17 protein-coding genes are annotated in these 16,065 nt (G+C 63.2%); 7 read left to right on the forward strand and 10 right to left on the reverse strand.

Annotation, left to right across the window (positions count from 1 at the left end):
- Nucleotide 1 precedes the first annotated feature (1 nt).
- From tnpC to AC1D2H_RS14125, 5 genes are all read right to left on the reverse strand, one after another.
- The gene (gene tnpC / locus AC1D2H_RS14105) at nt 2–1,585 is read right to left on the reverse strand and encodes an IS66 family transposase (protein ID WP_478011389.1); all 1,584 of its coding nucleotides are present in this window, start codon (nt 1,583–1,585) and stop codon (nt 2–4) included.
- Between the two features lie 55 nt (nt 1,586–1,640).
- Complete coding sequence (tnpB, locus tag AC1D2H_RS14110) at nt 1,641–1,976, reverse strand: IS66 family insertion sequence element accessory protein TnpB (protein ID WP_478011390.1); 336 nt, start codon at nt 1,974–1,976, stop codon at nt 1,641–1,643.
- Complete coding sequence (tnpA, locus tag AC1D2H_RS14115; RefSeq protein WP_478011391.1) at nt 1,973–2,338, reverse strand: IS66-like element accessory protein TnpA; 366 nt, start codon at nt 2,336–2,338, stop codon at nt 1,973–1,975. The genes tnpB and tnpA overlap by 4 nt, the downstream gene beginning before the upstream one ends.
- 127 nt (nt 2,339–2,465) lie before the next feature.
- Nucleotides 2,466–3,620, reverse strand: a complete 1,155-nt coding sequence (locus tag AC1D2H_RS14120; RefSeq protein ID WP_478011392.1) for a YbdK family carboxylate-amine ligase — start codon at nt 3,618–3,620, stop codon at nt 2,466–2,468.
- A gap of 2 nt (nt 3,621–3,622) precedes the next feature.
- The gene (locus tag AC1D2H_RS14125; RefSeq protein WP_478011393.1) at nt 3,623–4,414 is read right to left on the reverse strand and encodes an SDR family NAD(P)-dependent oxidoreductase; all 792 of its coding nucleotides are present in this window, start codon (nt 4,412–4,414) and stop codon (nt 3,623–3,625) included.
- Nucleotides 4,415–4,658: 244 nt separating this feature from the next.
- Here AC1D2H_RS14125 and AC1D2H_RS14130 point away from each other — a divergent pair, with 244 nt between their 5' ends.
- The 6 genes from AC1D2H_RS14130 to AC1D2H_RS14155 all read left to right on the forward strand — a co-directional run bounded on the left by AC1D2H_RS14130 (nt 4,659) and on the right by AC1D2H_RS14155 (nt 9,946).
- Nucleotides 4,659–4,988: a hypothetical protein gene (locus tag AC1D2H_RS14130; RefSeq protein WP_478011394.1), complete on the forward strand. Its 330-nt coding sequence runs from the start codon at nt 4,659–4,661 to the stop codon at nt 4,986–4,988.
- Between the two features lie 26 nt (nt 4,989–5,014).
- Nucleotides 5,015–5,542, forward strand: coding sequence for a hypothetical protein (locus AC1D2H_RS14135; protein WP_478011395.1), 528 nt, complete (start codon nt 5,015–5,017; stop codon nt 5,540–5,542).
- Between the two features lie 74 nt (nt 5,543–5,616).
- Nucleotides 5,617–5,856, forward strand: coding sequence for a hypothetical protein (locus AC1D2H_RS14140; protein WP_478011396.1), 240 nt, complete (start codon nt 5,617–5,619; stop codon nt 5,854–5,856).
- A 191-nt stretch (nt 5,857–6,047) separates the two neighbouring features.
- Nucleotides 6,048–6,767: an RsbRD N-terminal domain-containing protein gene (locus tag AC1D2H_RS14145; protein ID WP_478011397.1), complete on the forward strand. Its 720-nt coding sequence runs from the start codon at nt 6,048–6,050 to the stop codon at nt 6,765–6,767.
- A gap of 5 nt (nt 6,768–6,772) precedes the next feature.
- Nucleotides 6,773–7,141 carry a sensor histidine kinase gene (locus AC1D2H_RS14150; RefSeq protein WP_478011398.1) on the forward strand — a complete coding sequence of 123 codons (369 nt, stop codon included), beginning with the start codon at nt 6,773–6,775 and terminating at the stop codon, nt 7,139–7,141.
- Nucleotides 7,142–7,942: 801 nt separating this feature from the next.
- Entirely contained in the window at nt 7,943–9,946 is a 2,004-nt protein-coding gene (locus AC1D2H_RS14155) for a PAS domain-containing hybrid sensor histidine kinase/response regulator (protein ID WP_478011492.1), read from the forward strand.
- 148 nt (nt 9,947–10,094) lie between these two features.
- Here the strand turns inward: AC1D2H_RS14155 and AC1D2H_RS14160 are convergent, their stop codons facing one another.
- Complete coding sequence (locus tag AC1D2H_RS14160; RefSeq protein ID WP_478011399.1) at nt 10,095–11,270, reverse strand: zinc-dependent alcohol dehydrogenase; 1,176 nt, start codon at nt 11,268–11,270, stop codon at nt 10,095–10,097.
- Nucleotides 11,271–11,452: 182 nt separating this feature from the next.
- Between AC1D2H_RS14160 and AC1D2H_RS14165 the strand changes: the two genes are divergently transcribed.
- Complete coding sequence (locus tag AC1D2H_RS14165; RefSeq protein ID WP_477931439.1) at nt 11,453–12,028, forward strand: cysteine hydrolase family protein; 576 nt, start codon at nt 11,453–11,455, stop codon at nt 12,026–12,028.
- Nucleotides 12,029–12,227: 199 nt separating this feature from the next.
- Here the strand turns inward: AC1D2H_RS14165 and AC1D2H_RS14170 are convergent, their stop codons facing one another.
- The 4 genes from AC1D2H_RS14170 to ku form a co-directional block, all read right to left on the reverse strand.
- A complete protein-coding gene (locus tag AC1D2H_RS14170) occupies nt 12,228–12,773 on the reverse strand; it encodes a DNA-3-methyladenine glycosylase (RefSeq protein WP_478011400.1) in 546 nt (181 codons plus the stop codon).
- Between the two features lie 92 nt (nt 12,774–12,865).
- Nucleotides 12,866–13,354 (reverse strand): SET domain-containing protein, encoded by a 489-nt coding sequence (locus AC1D2H_RS14175; RefSeq protein ID WP_478011401.1) that lies wholly within the window; start codon nt 13,352–13,354, stop codon nt 12,866–12,868.
- Between the two features lie 373 nt (nt 13,355–13,727).
- A complete protein-coding gene (locus AC1D2H_RS14180; protein ID WP_478011402.1) occupies nt 13,728–14,978 on the reverse strand; it encodes a ferritin-like domain-containing protein in 1,251 nt (416 codons plus the stop codon).
- A gap of 60 nt (nt 14,979–15,038) precedes the next feature.
- Nucleotides 15,039–16,064 carry a non-homologous end joining protein Ku gene (gene ku, locus AC1D2H_RS14185; protein WP_478011403.1) on the reverse strand — a complete coding sequence of 342 codons (1,026 nt, stop codon included), beginning with the start codon at nt 16,062–16,064 and terminating at the stop codon, nt 15,039–15,041.
- Between the last annotated feature and the right edge of the window lies 1 nt (nt 16,065).

Here is a 16,065-nt window from a genome sequence, read left to right on the forward strand (position 1 = left end):
GTCATTGTGATCCTGAAGGCGTCCAGCGATGGGGCAACAGCTCGTCAATACTGCATGCGCGCTGCGTCGGCAGCCGCTGCAGAACGTCCCGAAGGTAGGCGTAGGGGTCGTGACCGTTGAGCTTCGCCGTCTGGATGAGGCTCATGATGGCCGCGGCACGCTGCCCGGCGAGCAGCGTTCCGGCGAAGAGCCAGTTCTTGCGGCCGGTGGCCCATGGCCTGATCTGCTGTTCGTCGAAATTGTTGTCGATGGGCAAAGTAGGGTCGCCGAGGTAGCGTGTGAGCGCCGCCCAACGGTGCAGGCTGTAGTCCAGGGCCTTGGCGGTCGCCGAGCCGTCGGGCACCTTCGGCCGGTACTCCAGCAGCCACCGGTGCAGGGCCTGCGCGACCGGTGTCGCGCGCGTTCGTCGCTCTCGTAGCCGATCCTCGGCTAGCAGGTCCTTCACTTCCCGCTCAATGCCGTAGAGCTGCCCGATGAACTCGATGGCGGTGGCCGCCAATGTGCTCTTGTTGGTCAGGTGCAGCTCCACGAACTTGCGGCGCGCGTGGGCCATGCAGCCTGCCTCCTTGATGCCGCCGTCGAGGAACAGCGCCTTGTAGCCCGAGTAGTCGTCGCACACGAGGCTGCCCTTCCAAGCGCTCTCCGAGCCGTGACCGAGGAAGGTCCGCGGATGCTGGCCGGAGCGGCTCTCGGTGAGGTCGTAGACCACGGCGCGCATGGCCTCGAAGGCGCCGCTGGCGTAGGCCCAAAGATAGGCGCGATGGGTCTTGCCCGTACCGGGCGCCAGCATGGCCACCGGCGTCTCGTCGGCGTGCAGCACCGGCAGGCGCAGCAGGTCAGCCTTCATGGCGTCCACCAACGGCTGCAGGCGCACGCCGCACACGCCCACCCAGGCCGCCAGCGTCGAGCGTGGGATAGCGAGGCCGGCCCGCTCGAAGATCGCTTCCTGCCGGTAGAGCGGCAGGTGGTCCGAGTGCTTGGCGACCAGCACATGTGCGAGCAGGCCCGAGGTGGGCAAGCCCTTGTCGATGATCTCCGCCGGCACGGGCGCCTGGGTCAAGGTGCGGCACTTCGCGCAGGCCCACTTGCCGCGCACATGGCGTTCCACGGTGAAGCTGCCGGGCGTGTAGTCCAGCTTCTCGCTGACGTCCTCGCCGATGCGCTTCATCTGGCAGCCGCAGGGACACATCGTGTCGCTGGGCTCATGGTGGCGCTCCACGCGCGGCAGATGGGCGGGCAAGGCGGCGCGCTTGGGTCGCTCGGGAGCCGGCTCAGCGTCCTTGCGCTTGGCTGCCATCAGCTCGGCCAGCTGCGCTTCCAGCGCGGCGAGGTCAGCATCGACCGCCTCGTCGAAGAGCGCCTTCTGCTCGGCATCGAGCTGCTCGCTCTTCTTGCCGAACTTCACGCGACGCAGCTGCGCCATCTCGAAGGTCAGCTTCTCTATCTTGGCGTCGCGCCATTCGATCTCGTGACGGTCGTGCGCCTGGCGGTCCAAGAGCGCTCGCGCCTTGGCGCCGATGTGCCCGAGCCCCGCGGCTTCCAGCGAGGCGATGTCTTCGGCACTGACGGGCTCGGCGACTGCCATGACGGCAGTGTGGAGCGTCGGCCAGTCACGCGCATCGGCGCGAGCACCGATTGCGTCACAGCAGACGGATCGAGCCGTCGTCTTCCACGCGCTGCCACGGCAGGCCCAGCACCAGGGCTTGCAGCTGCGGCTGCGTCAGCGGCATCTGGTCCAACGTGACTTCGCGAGGCCACACGAAACGACCCTGGTGCAGGCGCCGCGCCGCCAGCCACACGCCGATGCCGTCGTGCACGAGCACCTTCATGCGCGTGGCCCGCCGGTTGGCGAAGAGGTAGGCATGGTGCGGCTTGGCGCCGCCGAAGACCTGGACCACGCGAGCCAGGGCGGTCTCGGTGCCGGCGCGCATGTCCAACGGCGTGGTCGCAAGCCACACGGCGTCGATGCGGATCAACGCAGCAGCTCGCGCATCCAGGCTGCGCACGCATCGGCAGCGCTCGCTGGCCACGTCAGAGCGATGGTGGTCGAGCCGCGGCGGACCTCAACGCGGATGGGCTCAGCGCTTGGCGCAGGTGGCGCGGGTGGCGCGGGCATCGGCAGCGCGATGAAGCCAACAGGCTTCTCGCTGACGGTCACCGCATCGACAGGAGGCTGAGCCCTCTCATGAACCCAGCGCCGCAGCAGGTTGGCGTTGATGCCGTGAGCCATTGCAACAGCGGCCATCGACACGCCCGGCTGCTGCGAGGCCTCTACTACCTGATCCTTGAACTCGGTGCTGTGAAGTCGCCGCCGACGGCCTGGCACTGCTTGGTCCATAGTGCGTACGTACCCATCAAGTCGTTGATGGATACGAGCATCCTAGGCACCGGTCAGCGGATCAACGTGACTTGCCTGGACGCTTACCGTTAACCAGCCTCAACGAACCGTCCGATGCGTTCCACGCCTAGCGCGCGTCCAAAAGCATGTCGCACAGGTTCGCGGAATACGCAGCCAATGTCTCACCACTTGGAGACGACCCCTCAGGCAAGCGGCCGGACGGAGAAAGGTCCTGCCAGAGCTTGCGCATGCGTGTGTGGTCCTCTTCGTCGGGTATGCCAGCAGCCAGCCCTTCGAGCGCCTGCGTATCCCCCGCGGTGGGCTGGTAGCGCGCGATCTGTTCGCAGAGCGCCAGCGCCCAGTCGCGCGCGATCAACCACCGCCCGCTGACCGGATCGAACAGCCTTGCCTGCAGACCATCGCGGCAAGCTAAAAAGCGGCTGACCTTGCTTTCTGTGACGTGCTGGCCGGGCCTCGGCAGGTCGAGCTTGCCGCCCAGCACGAGGCCGGCGAGTGCGCGCGTCCAAGCAGCCAAGTTGACTGCCTTGGTCACGCTCAGAGGGGTATCGAACACCCGCACTTCCACAGTCCCGAATTCGGGCTTGGGCCGAACGTCCCAGTAGATGTCCTTGAGTGCGTCGGCGATGCCGGTGTCGAAGAACTCCTGCACGACCGACTCGAAATGTGGCCAATCCGCCAGGTGCGGCATGGGGCCGCCATGGGGATAGACCAGCGTCTCAAGAGGGCGGCAGGCGGCATAGCCCGAGTCGCCGTGCTGAAGGAATGGCGACGAGGCTGCCATTGCGATGAACAGCGGTGCGTGGGCTTGGAAAACGTTCGCCACTCGCAATGCGCTCTCGGGATCCGGCATACCAACGTGCACGTGCATTCCGTAGGTCGAGAAGCGCTTGGGCAGGAAGCCAAACCGGTCGTCCAGCTTGTAGGCCCGCTCCGAAGGGGTCAGTACACGCTCGTTCCAGAACTGCGCGACATGGGTGCCGCCTCCGCACACCGCCATGCCCTGTGACCACGCGACATCCTGGAGCTGTTTCACACGGTCAAACACCTCCTGGCGCATGGACTCCGCGTCCTTGTGAATGGACGAATTCAATTCGATCGTCGCCTGGGTCGCTTCCAAGGCGAACTGCGCGCCGTACGGGCTGGCTTGCAATTCCTGCCATATCGGCATGCTGGATGGCGACAACTGCCCGGTGGCAGGCTCGATCACCTCAAGCTCCAGTTCGAGCCCGAACGTCAGACTTTCTGATGCAGCGAAATCCATTTTCAGGACTGGCCCGACCCGGGCTCTGCCATCTTGCGATGCTGGGCCGCGAGGACTTCGGCCGGCATCACGTTGGCCAGGATCGCTTGAAGCTTGTTCTTCCATCCGGCGACAACGTCGCTTTCGCCGTCCAGCATCGCTTCGTAGCCGGCCTTGGCGACGTCGGCCGGATCGGCCTTCTTGTCGGTGCCGACCTTGGTGTCCGTCATGTCGGCGCGTTCGAAGAAGTGCGTGTCCGTCGGCCCGGGCATGAGGCAAGTGACGGTCACGCCGGTGTCCTTGAGCTCGTCGCGCAGCGCGTAACAGAAGGAGTCGATGAACGCCTTGGTGGCGTTGTAGACCGCCTGGAACGAGCCGGGCATCAACCCAGCGATGGAGCCCGTCACGAGGATGCGCCCTTGCCCCCGGTCTCGCATGCCGCGCGCCACTTGCTGGATCAGATCCACTGTGCCGGTGATGTTGGTGTTGATGACGTGACGGATGTCGTTGAAATCTTGGTCCAGCACGCCGCGGCCCAGGCCGTGGCCGGCATTGGCCATCAGTACGGCGACCGGGCGAGCGCCAACTGCTGCTAGAAGTTGTTCCACACCGTCTGCGGTAGCCAAGTCGACCTGCAATGCTTCGACATGTCCGCCGTGGGTGCGCATATGCGCGGCGACTTCCTCCAACGGTCCCTGGTCCGCGGCGAGGAATAGGTCGTAGCCGTCCTTTGCCAGCAGGTGGGCGAGTTCGCGACCGATACCAGACGAGGCGCCCGTGACGATGGCAATGGGGCGATGGGGAACGGTGGTCATGCTGCAAATCCTTGAGTGTGGGTGCACCAGGACTGACGTTGCATCGTTCGGGCGCCTCGCAGGTGTAGGACTCGACCGCCGTTACAGCCCTATCACTAGGGGCAGGTTCTTCTATCCGCCAGGAGGTTCCTGCCCGCTGGCTCTTCGGCGCCAGCCGACTCCTACATCTGAACATCGCTGCAGCCCACGACCATCGGCCCACGTCAGCACGAAAGTGCAGCTCTCTTTCAACCGGAGGCTAACCTTGAAAACCACCGCACGTATTGCCGCTTCCCTGGCACTTGCCGCCGCCTCGTACGCGGCGGTCGCGCAGACCACGGGCACGCCATCAGTAGCCGCGTCGCAGCCCAATGCCGTTGGCGTGACGCCGGAAACCGCGAAGGCCGCCAACGACAAGGCGATCCAACGTTCCGACGTGGCTACCGTCGTTCAGACCGGCCCCACAGCAGCGGATCGGGCGCGCCAGGCTGGCCACAAGGTCAAGACCACCACGGCTCGAACCACCAACGCCGACGGGACGACGGTGGCGGCCGCTGATGGCACCACGCTCGCTCCTCGTCCCGACCGCCACTGATCCACCCTCAACCTTCTGGAGTTCCCATGAGAACCACTGAAAGCAATCGCCTGGTCACTGGCCTGTTCCCCGACCGCACGAGCGCCGAAGCTGCGTACAACGCCACCAGCGCTCGCGGCTACGGCAATGAAGATGTCGACGTTGTGATGTCCGACGAGACCCGCAGTCGACACTTCGTGCCCGCCGGCACCGAGACCGAGCTCGGCAACAAGGCCGCCGAAGGCGCTGGCATCGGTGGCGCCATCGGCGGCACGCTGGGTGCCATCGCCGCCGCCGTCGCGGCCATCGGCACCAGCATTGCGATTCCGGGCCTTGGCCTGGTGGTCGCGGGCCCGCTTGCCGCAGCCATCGCCGGCGCAGGTGCAGGTGCCGCCAGTGGCGGCCTGGTCGGCGCCCTGGTCGGTTGGAACATGCCGGAAGAGCGCGTCAAGCACTATGAAGAAGGCATCAAGAACGGTGGCATCCTCGTCGGCGTCCGCGCCAAGAGCGATGAGGATGCCGAGCACTTCGAGCGGGAGTGGAAGGGTGTGAACGGCCAGCACGTCTATCGCTGACCGACCACGCTTTTAAAAGGGGGCGGCCTGGCCGCCTCTTTCCGTTTCCGGGCTGCTGGCCCTGAGGAGCCGCCATGGATCTGATGTTCGATGCCGTGCAATGGCCGGCGATGGTGGTGACCATCTGGGCGGCTTGGTTCGTGGGCTCCTCTGGCGAACGCAGGCGCGGAACCGGGTTTTGGTTGTTCCTCGTCAGCAATGTGCTGTGGGTCCTCTGGGGCTTGCACGCGCACGCCTACGCGCTGATCGTCCTGCAGGTGTGCTTGGCAGCAATGAACATTCGAGGCGCGTCGCGCACGCAGGCCGCCAGGTAGCGTCCGGCTTGCCGACCTCCCGGATTGCTCGGGCTAGGCATGCACACAAGTGCCATCAAATCCCCAGTCAACGAAACCAGACCACAGCCCACGATGCGAGCTCGGTGAGTTGTCGCTAGGCCTGTCACGCAGCGGTGTTCGCCCGAAGCGTATGCTCAATCATGCGCTTAGCCGAGTTCATCGAGTCCAACATGGAGGCAATCCTCTCCGAGTGGGAGCTTTTTGCCAGAACCTTGTTGCCGGCGGCTGGCGGGTTGGACATGGGTGCGCTGCGAGACCACGCAGAGCAAATCCTCCAAACTGTCGCGCGTGATCTTGGAACTAGCCAAAGTCTGCGTGAGCAGTCCGCCAAGTCGCGTGGAGAAGCTGTTCGGCCGGCTCAGGACCCGGAGACGGCAGCAGAAAGCCATGGGCTGCTGCGCGCCAGCGGTGGATTTACCTTGAAGCAGTTGGTGGCTGAATACCGTGCCCTTCGCGCTACCGTGCTGAGGCTGTGGGCGGATGCGCACGTACCGGGACCTCACACCATCGATGACATGACCCGGTTCAACGAGGCGATTGATCAAGCCGTTGCGGAGTCCGTCGATTTTTTTGCTCATGAGACCGAGCGTTGGCGCAACGTATTCCTCGGGGTCCTTGGCCATGACCTACGCGGCCCCCTGAATGCCATCCTGCTGACTTCCCAGCTGCTCTCCAAGCTCAACGACGGATCTCCGGGCGACAAACTCACAGCCCGCTTGATCAACGGTGGTGAGCGGATGAAGCGGTTGCTCGACGATTGCTGGACTACAGCCGCGCCTCGCTTGATCTGGGAATTCCGATTTCACCAATCGGCACCGATCTGGCACAGGTTTGTGAAGAAGAGATCGAACTCCAACGCGCGATCTGGCCGGCGCATGCGATTGACCTGACAAAGGTGGGCCCCACCCACGGGGTATGGGACGCGGCTCGACTGAAACAGGTCATCGGCAACCTCATATCCAATGCAGCGAAATACGGCGATCAAGGAGCGCCGATCATGATCCGGCTCGTGGGAACCGACCGTGACGTGGTGCTTTCCGTTGAAAACAACGGTCCAACAATCTCACCCGCGAACGTGGAAGTGTTGTTTCAGCCTTTGCAACGGGACTCCCATGGCGATGCCGAGAATGAGCGGACGAGTCTTGGCCTCGGCTTGTTCATCGTGCGCCATATCGTCAAGGCCCATGGCGGCACGGTGACGCTGACGTCGGTCAATCGACGAACAGCGTGCACGATTGCGCTGCCTCGAAACCTGCCACCATGAATGGCCGGACAGCTTGGGCTACCTGCAGCGTAGCGGCGTTTGGCTGCTGCTGGGCGTCTGGATGTCTGGCCAGTGCCGCTCCTTTGCGCCCAGCAGCCTCACCTCGAGAGCGTCTCGCTCGGTAGTGGCGAGACGCTGGACGTGCACGGCTGTAGGCCAGCCTAGTTCATTGCTGTCGAGGCTCGTCACCATCGCAGCTGCCTCGACGGCACGAGTTGCCGCTCGGCGAAAGTTTTGGGTGTCGATGGCGAAGCGTGCCGCGCTTGTTGCGTCATCAAAGGCTAGCTGCTCCGTAGGCCAGGACTTTGACAGCCCTACCCAAGCTGGAGACTGATCCTCACCCAGCAGAAGGTATTGCCCGAAGTAGGGCCCAGCACCAGTGGCGCGCCTCACAAATTTCTGCCCGTCATGAGTGAATATCACACAAGCCATAGGGCTCTCCTGATGCACCCGCCTTGGTCTCGCCGCCGCAGTCGTGCGCTGACATGCAGCCGTGCATGTTCTTGCTTCTGCCACGATCGGTCGGTGCGGTAACGCACTCACGGCGCCAGCGACAGGCGGAATGGCCCGGAATCACCGTCTGGTATGGCATAGGGGACAGCACGGGCGCCCGGGGTGCGCTCAGCTTCGCGCCGTTGTCCGACACAGGATATTGGCCGTTGAACCTAGCCTTGCCCTTGCCAGCAATCATTTTGTTTGCCAGATGACCAATTCCAATGCTGCGGTCGAGGTTGTCGGCGCTTCTTGAGGAAATGCCTGGTGCCCATTGCAGATAGACAGCCGAGCGAAGATCAGCACGACGTGTCGCGCGAGCGTGAAGACCGATTCCGACTGCTCGTCGAGGGTATTCAGGCCTACGCGATTTTCATGCTCGACCCCACGGGCCACGTTGTGACCTGGAACGCGGGAGCGGAACGGCTGAAGGGCTATCGCGCCGAAGAGATCATCGGCAAGCACTTTTCAACGTTCTACCCGTTGGAAGCGCTGGCCAGGAAGCTTCCCGAGCATGAGATGAAGGTCGCCGCCAGCTCAGGGTCGTTCGAGGATGAAGGCTGGCGCTTGCGCAAGGACGGGTCACGGTTCTGGGCCAATGTCGTCATCACGGCCATGAGGGAAGCGAACGGTCAACTCGTCGGGTTCTCCAAAGTGACGCGGGACCTGACGCAACGTCGCGTTCACGAAGAGGAGCTGAGACGTAGCGAGGAACGCTTCCGATTGCTTGTTGAGGGCGTGTCGGACTACGCCGTCTTCATGTTGGATCCGAACGGCCACGTCGCGACATGGAACGTCGGTGCAGAACGCATCAAAGGCTATTCCGCCAACCAAATCATCGGTCAACACTTCTCGAAGTTCTATCCGGCCGAGGTTCGCGAGGCGGGCTGGCCGGAGCACGAGTTGATGATGGCCACTGCAGAGGGCAGCTTTATCGACGAAGGCTGGCGCGTGCGCAGTGACGGCACGCAGTTCTGGGCCAACGTGACCATCACGGCTCTTCGAGATGATGCAGGCCGCTTGATAGGCTTCGCCAAGCTCACTCGCGACCTCACGGAACGAAAGCGGGCGGAGGCTGTCAAGCTGGCCAGTCAAGAGCGCGATGAGATACTCGAAGCCGAGCGCAGCGCTCGCATGACTGCGCAGCATGCGGTCCGGATCAAGGACGAGTTCTTGGCGACGCTGTCGCATGAGTTGCGCACACCGTTGAGCGCCATCCTGGGTTGGACCCAGGTGCTCCTGCGGCAGGGGGCGCCAATGTCACCGCAGCAAGTGCATCGAGCCCATGAAGTCATCGACCGCAACGCTCGCGCACAGGCGCAGTTGATCGACGACCTGCTGGATCTGAGCCGCATCGTCAGCGGCAAGGTAAGGCTAGAAGTCCAACAGGTCCAGATCGCGGACGTCGTTCAAGCCGCCGTCGATTCCGCCCGGCCTACTGCTGAAACGAAGGGCATCAAGCTGCGGGCCATGCTTGAGCCGATGCAATCGCTAATAAGTGCCGACCCATCACGACTGCAACAGGTCGTGTGGAATCTGCTCACGAATGCCATTAAGTTCACGCCCAAGGGCGGCCAGGTGCAGGTGCTCCTGCAGCGCGTGAACTCGCACGTTGAGTTGAGCGTTAGCGACACCGGCATCGGTATTCCGCCGAGCTATCTGCCTCATGTGTTCGAACGTTTCTCGCAACGGGAGGCCTCAACGACACGGAGCTACGGCGGACTGGGCTTGGGCCTGGCGATCTGCAAGCAATTGGTCGAGTTGCACGGCGGGACCATCCGGGCGGCCAGTCAAGGCGAGAACCTGGGCGCTACGTTCTTTGTCGACCTCCCGCTGTCAATCATTCAAATAGACCAAGAACAAGAGAAGCGCACTCATCCCACAGCACCAGTTCACCCGGAGCCCTTGAACTTGCTAAGGCTGGATGGCGTTCACATCTTCATCGTTGACGACGAACCCGATGCTCGAGAGCTGATGCGCCGGGTGCTCGAGGACCAAGGCGCCCAGGTGACAGACTTCACCAGTGCCGAAGACCTCCTGGTCGCGCTCGAGAGCACGAAGCCTTCCCTCATCGTGAGCGACATAGGCATGCCGAAGATGGATGGATTCCAATTCATGCGAGCGCTGCGAGCCGCGGAGCTAAGCAATCAGCGCATTCCGGCTCTTGCGTTGACCGCCTTCGCGCGCGCCGAGGATCGCAAGCGGTCGCTACTGGCTGGATATCAGGCCCACTTGGCAAAGCCTTTCGACGTCGCAGAGTTTCTTCTAGTTGTCGCCGATCTCGTTAGCGCGGCGCGCAGTGCACCTCGCTGACTGGGATCATCCGATCTGATACCTGCGGGGCGGTGCGGTCGAGTGGCACATGCCGGGCGGCGGAGGGGTGCCGGGCGGTGGAGGGTGATTGTCTGCTCTATGCCCGGCGACTGATCTCCTCTGGGGGAGAGATCGAAGCTACGCTCACTCAGACAGCGCCTGGTCGCAGGATCACCTTTCGGCAGTCCTCCAGCTTGTCGTTGAAGATCTCATAGCCACGGGCGGCGTCCTGTAAAGGCATGCTGTGCGTGACGATGACTCCCGGCTGCAGGGCTCCTGCGGAGATCCGTTCCAGCAGCTCCGGCATGAAGCGTTGGGCGTGCGTCTGGCCGCTCTTGAACGTCAGGCCCTTCTCGAAGGCGTCGCCGAACAGGAAGCCATGGATGAAGCCGGCATAAACGCCCGGCACGCTGACGATGCCGCCGCGGCGCGTGGCTGCAATGGCCTGGCGGAGGGCCGCGCCACTGGACCCTTCGAGCCGCATCGTCGTTAGCACGGTCTCGGTGGTGCTGCCCTTGGCCTCGAATCCCACCGCATCAATGGACGCGTCCACGCCATGGTGTCCGGTGGCATCGATGATGTAGGCGGCTGGATCATCGATCTCGTCGAAGTTGATCGGCACCACACCGTACGTCGCCACCGCGAAGTCCAGACGGTACTGGTGGTGGTCGATCATGAAGATCTGCTCGGCACCCAGCATGCGGCAGCAGGCGGCGGCCATCAGTCCCACTGGACCGGCGCCGAAGATTGCAACCTTCGACCCKGGACCTACCTCGGCGTTCACTGCCGCCTGGTAGCCCGTGGGCAGGATGTCGGACAGGAACAGCACCTGTTCGTCGCGCAGCGTTGAATCGGGAATGAGCAAGGGACCAACATTGGCCTTGGGAACCCGCACAAACTCCGCCTGCCCGCCCGGGTAGCCGCCGTACAGGTGGCTGTATCCAAACAGGCCTGCGCCGGGACGGATGTCTTTCTTGTTCAGGATGGCGCCACGGCCGGGATTGGTCGTCTCGCACGCAGCAAAGAGCTTGCGGCTGCAAAACATGCAGTCGCCGCATGAAATCGTGAACGGGACGACCACCCGATCGCCCTTACGGAGCTGCGTCACCCCCGGCCCGACATCCTCGACGATGCCCATGAACTCGTGGCCGAGGATGTCCCCGGTCTTCATGTCGGGGATCTTGCCTCGGAATATGTGCAGGTCCGAGCCACAGATCGCAGTCGCCGTGATGCGCAGGATGATGTCGTCGTCGGCATAGCGCACCGGGTCGGGAACGGTCTCGACGCGAACATCCTTGGAGCCGTGGTAGGTCAGTGCTTTCATGTGGGGTTCTCGGTGGTGAGCGCCGCGGAGGGCTTTCGGGTGTTGAGATCGATGTGGACGTCAAGGGCAAGCGCCATGCCGTTCTCATCGAAGGACCACCTACGTTCGCCCTGGTTTTTGTTGTTCGCGGGTGTTGAGGAAGTTTGCGCAACCGACGGCCTGCCGATTGCCAGGACGCGCCCATGAGCAAGATCAGGACCGACGCGTTGCAGCCGAGCAGAACTGTGCTGTTGCTGGTGGACTTCATAAACCCGCTCACCTTTGATGGCGGGGAGGCCTTGGCCCCGTCTGCACTTGAGGCCGCAAAGAAAGCCAGCAAGCTGCGTCGTCGACTAGGCGCCGAGGGCGTCCGCACCATCTATGCCAACGACAACTACGGGCAATGGACGTCTGACTTCCAAGCGCTCTGGCGGCACTGCCTGGCCGCACCAGGCAACGCTGGAAAGATTGCGAAACTCATGACGCCCCGGCGCGATGACTTCGCGCTGCTTAAACCGCGCCATTCAGCCTTCTACGCCACGCCGCTGGATCTGCTGCTGGGGCAGCTCCGCTGCAAGCGCCTCATCGTCACGGGTATCGCCGCCGACAGCTGCGTGTTCTTCAGCGCTATGGACGCCTATCTGCGCGGCTACTCGGTGTGGGTGCCCATCGACTGCGTGGCCGCCGAATCCACCGACGCGCGGGACAAGGCGCTGGAACAGATGGCGCGCGTGCTGAAGGCCGACATCAGGCCTTCAGAGGTTGCCCGAACGAGGTAGTTCCCGCGCCAGAGTGTGTTGACCCGCGTGGTTAGACCGGTGTGGTGTGCGGCTTCGTGGCCGAAGGCTCCACCGCCACCTCTCCGGCTGGTGTACTACTCGACCCAGGTGTTCCCGGTCGCCTGCGAGATTCAATTGGGTGTACGACCAGCGTATCGGGTCACGCCATGAGACGTCGCAGCAAGAACGGCGGTATCGGTCAGCTGAATCGCTTGCTGAGGAAGGAAGAGTTGGCCATGCCGAACCGCCACGGCAGATGCCCGGCTTTCGAGATGCCGATGCGCACCCCGACAGCCAACTCGATGTCGCTCCTCGGAGCCAGCAACCGAAACGGCGGCTCATCGAACGCCAAGGAGTTGAACGAGCGGTCGATTGCCAGCGCCTGGCCGACGCGCCCCGGACCGGATGCCAGCAGCTCCACGCGATCCACCCCGCGGCGTTCGCGCATCACGTCCAACCCCTGGGTGGGCTCAAGCGCGCGGATGAGCACCGCTGCACCGTGATGGGCCTCCCGGCACACGACATTGAGGCACCAGTGCAGGCCGTAGCTGAGATAGACGTATGCGCGGCCAGGCGGGCCGAACATGGGTGCATTGCGTGGCGTCGGACCTCGGTAGCTGTGTGACGCCTCATCGCCCATGTCATAGGCCTCCGTCTCGACAATGACGCCGCCGATGCCATCCACCAGCAGCGTCCAGCCGATGAGCTGACGCGCCACGGATTCAGGGCTCTGCGCGAAGTTCACGAAGGTGCATGCAGGCTTCACAACTTGGGCTGACGGTGTTCACCACGCGACGCCAGGCCATTGGCCGACAGGCCGTTTATGGCGGGTCGCGATCACGATTCTGGAGAGTGACCTTCCTCAGGGCTCACCATCGTCTGACGACACGTCGTTGCTCCGCAACGGCAGGGGTAGGCCATGGGTTGATCTGTCACGTCGACTATCAGCGAGTAGTCGAGAAAGAGTTCTTCCGCTATCGAAATAGCACGGAGCGTCTTGATGCGCACGCCCAGGCGTCCACCGGGCATGCGGTATTCCTCAGCGTGACAGTTGGGCTCGCAGGAATGGTTGATGAAACGAGTCGCGTTGCCTCCTTCCGCCCCGTCGATGTACCCGCCCTCCGATAGGGCGAACAGATAGGTCAGTCCGTCATCGCGGCACACGGTTTCATCGCTACCGATCAGCCGGCCAGCGTAGTCCCCGACGAGCTGCCCCCGCTTCAATTCCGACTTCGAAAAAGCTCCCATGCCGTGGACGCCGCTGGACCGGATTTCTATTGCATCGAGATCCAGCGAGCTTGGGTTGGTATTGCGAGCTTTTCTCATGGCGGAGCTGCAAGAATTTTTTGGGCCCCGATGCCAGAGCCTTGTCCGAAGCTAGGCCGGCCGAGCGGCCGTGCTGGCGCACGCTTACGACGCGCTTAACCTTGGCAACCGGCTCACGGATGCTTGGCTCCGCGGCCACTGTCAGCCCTTCTTGCCCGGTCCTGGCGTAACTCCCTTGGCGCCTCCTGTTATTCCCTTCGCGGTTTCCGACTTCTCGGCGGCCTTTGCCTTTTTGTCGTCCTTTGCAGGACGCTGCCCACCGACGTCCGCCTTCGAATGCTGCTGCCCGGATTTGGCCATGTGAAGTTCTCCAACGCGGCGAAGCTGCCGCAGCCAGCTCTGGCAAAAGATGTACCCGTTGTCTCGATCGCACTCACGAACCGGCCGCCGCTGACAACTTCTTCGCCATGCGGCGGAGGGCTTGGTCCAAGTGGTTCTTCCGCCCCTCATCGATGGGAAGGGCGCTGACCTGAACGCAGATCTCACTGGTTCGCTCCACGAGGTGATGGAGTGCGCAGTCGAGGTTTGCAGGGCCTTCCGAGTGCCTGTACATAGTGAAGCTAGGGCCGGCCATCAGGCCTGGCTCGTCACCCGCCACCTGCTCGGTCAGCGGGTCCGCCAACTCCCCAAGCAGGTGCATGCACGAGAGCATGTGCTCGACCAGAGCTTCGGCGGCGGTGGTGTTGGACCCGCTCGCGTACAGCGCGGTCAGAGTGCGGAGCATCATCCAGTACACGGCATTGAACGCGTCCAGGCAGGCCAAGGCGTGCTCTGCTTTGACCGGCATTCGCTCAGTGTCCTGGGGTGGCCGCATGACTGGGTTCGCGCCGACATTGCGTGACGGCTCGAAAGCCGGCCTCGCGCTTTGCAGGCGATCGAGTTCCTCCAACATGTCGGTGAACCGCGCAAAGTGCGAGTCCTCTGCGTGGTCGCTCCCTCCCTCGCCCTGTTCGACGATGCGGTCTATTGCAAGCAAGGCGTCGTCAAGCGTTCTGACGACAAGCAAGTCTTCCGATTCGATCAGCGCGCCTTCGAGTTGATACACGTCGGACACAAACGCGCCGTCGCCCTGCTGAGCCGCGAACGATTCAAGTGAGCGGCGCAGCACGCTGTAGAACTCGCCGATGGTCTCGTACTCCGGCGCCACCGGAATCAGCTTGGCACGCACTCCGCCCCGCTCGACCGCCGCGTCTGCGCTTGCGGAGAATCCGTCGGAATCGTGGCAGTCCGCGCTGTCCGGACGCTCAAGGAAGACAAAATGCTTCAGCGTCTCGACGTTGAAGGGCGTCAGCGCCACCACGATCGAGGCCGGGTGGTAGCCAGGTGCGGCGGGCAGGTTGGGTCGGTTGAAGTGCGGCGCGGCACCCAGCGACGCGGTGAGGTTGGCGACCTGGGTGAGGTGGACCATCTCTTCGACGCATACGCTCAAGAGCAGCTTGCGCCACCGCTGGACCGCGGCATGCTCTGCTTCAGACAGCCCCTCGTCCAGCCGCCGCTTCAGACTGAAGTAGGCGAATAGATAGCTGCAGAGCAGGTTGTGTTCGAGCTCGCTTGCTTCCGCGAGCAGATGCAGAAGCCGCTCCCGCGTAGCGGTTGGAAGTGTTTTCAGGTTTGGTACCGGCATACCTTGGAGAGCTCTTCCTGGTGTTCGCTGACGGCGACGTATCTGCGTTCTCAAAGCCGGCTAGGCAGACTTCTTGACCTTGGTGGCAGCGGGCGTGTCGGCCGTACTGCGGCCGGCGGACGTTTTCTCGGAGTGGGATGCCTGCTTGTCAGAATTTCGGCCCTTGTTGGCGCCAAGGCTTTGACGCAGCAATTCGCTGAGATCCACCACGTTCGACCCACTGATGTCCGGCGCTTCTTCAAACGGCGTGACCGCCTCCTTATCGCCAGCCTTGGCCTTCTTGTCGATAAGCGCTCTTACTGCGCTGGTGAAATCGTCCTTGAACTCCTCTGGGTTCCACGCCGACGTCATCTCGGCGATCAGTTGCTGCGCCATCTTGAGCTCGGCCGGCTTCAGGCTGTTGGCCTCCGCTCCTTCCTTGGGCAGCTCCAGCGCGTCTGGTGAACGGATCTCCTCAGCCCAGCGCAGCGTCCCCAACATCAACGCCGGACCGGCGGGGATCAGCGCGGCTAGATGTTCCTTGTTGTGCAGCACGAAGCGCGCGATGCCGATGACGCCGGCCTTGCTCAGCGACTCGCGCAGCAGCGCGTAGACACGGTCTGCCTTGCCCTCAGGAGCCAGGTAGTACGGCTTCTCGGTGTAGACGAAGGACACGTCAGTCGCCTTGACAAAGGTCTCAATGGCGATGGTCTGCGTCCGCTTGGGATAGGCAGCCTTGATCTCGTCATCGGACAGCACGACGTATTCATCGCCTTCGAGCTTCACGCCCTTGACGATGTTCTCCTTGTCGATTTCCTTGCCAGTACGCTTGTTGATCCGCTTGTAGCCGACGGGATCCATCGTCCTCTTGTCGAGCCAGTCGAAGTCGACCTCCTGCTCATCGGTCGCCGTGTGCAGCGATACAGGCACATGGACGAGCCCGAACGAGATCGCCCCCTTCCAGATGGAGCGAGAGCTGGTCTTGCGTTTGTCTGCGGCCGTCGTCGTTTCAGGCTCGCTCTTGGCGGCGCTTTTGGCGGCGCGCTTGGCCGTTGGCTTGGCGCCAGGCTTGCTGCTGGATTTCGTTGCGGATCTGGCGGTGGCCATG

The organism is Roseateles sp. P1_C1_2, assembly GCF_056406535.1.

Bases quoted from the DNA above. Each gene is read 5' to 3' on its own strand.
- tnpC (WP_478011389.1), bottom strand. From the start codon at position 1,585: ATGGCAGTCGCCGAGCCCGTCAGTGCCGAAGACATCGCCTCGCTGGAA.
- tnpA (WP_478011391.1), bottom strand. From the start codon at position 2,338: ATGGACCAAGCAGTGCCAGGCCGTCGGCGGCGACTTCACAGCACCGAG.
- AC1D2H_RS14120 (WP_478011392.1), bottom strand. From the start codon at position 3,620: ATGGATTTCGCTGCATCAGAAAGTCTGACGTTCGGGCTCGAACTGGAG.
- AC1D2H_RS14125 (WP_478011393.1), bottom strand. From the start codon at position 4,414: ATGACCACCGTTCCCCATCGCCCCATTGCCATCGTCACGGGCGCCTCG.
- AC1D2H_RS14135 (WP_478011395.1), top strand. From the start codon at position 5,015: ATGAGAACCACTGAAAGCAATCGCCTGGTCACTGGCCTGTTCCCCGAC.
- AC1D2H_RS14140 (WP_478011396.1), top strand. From the start codon at position 5,617: ATGGATCTGATGTTCGATGCCGTGCAATGGCCGGCGATGGTGGTGACC.
- AC1D2H_RS14145 (WP_478011397.1), top strand. From the start codon at position 6,048: ATGGAGGCAATCCTCTCCGAGTGGGAGCTTTTTGCCAGAACCTTGTTG.
- AC1D2H_RS14165 (WP_477931439.1), top strand. From the start codon at position 11,453: ATGAGCAAGATCAGGACCGACGCGTTGCAGCCGAGCAGAACTGTGCTG.
- AC1D2H_RS14175 (WP_478011401.1), bottom strand. From the start codon at position 13,354: ATGAGAAAAGCTCGCAATACCAACCCAAGCTCGCTGGATCTCGATGCA.
- AC1D2H_RS14180 (WP_478011402.1), bottom strand. From the start codon at position 14,978: ATGCCGGTACCAAACCTGAAAACACTTCCAACCGCTACGCGGGAGCGG.
- ku (WP_478011403.1), bottom strand. From the start codon at position 16,064: ATGGCCACCGCCAGATCCGCAACGAAATCCAGCAGCAAGCCTGGCGCC.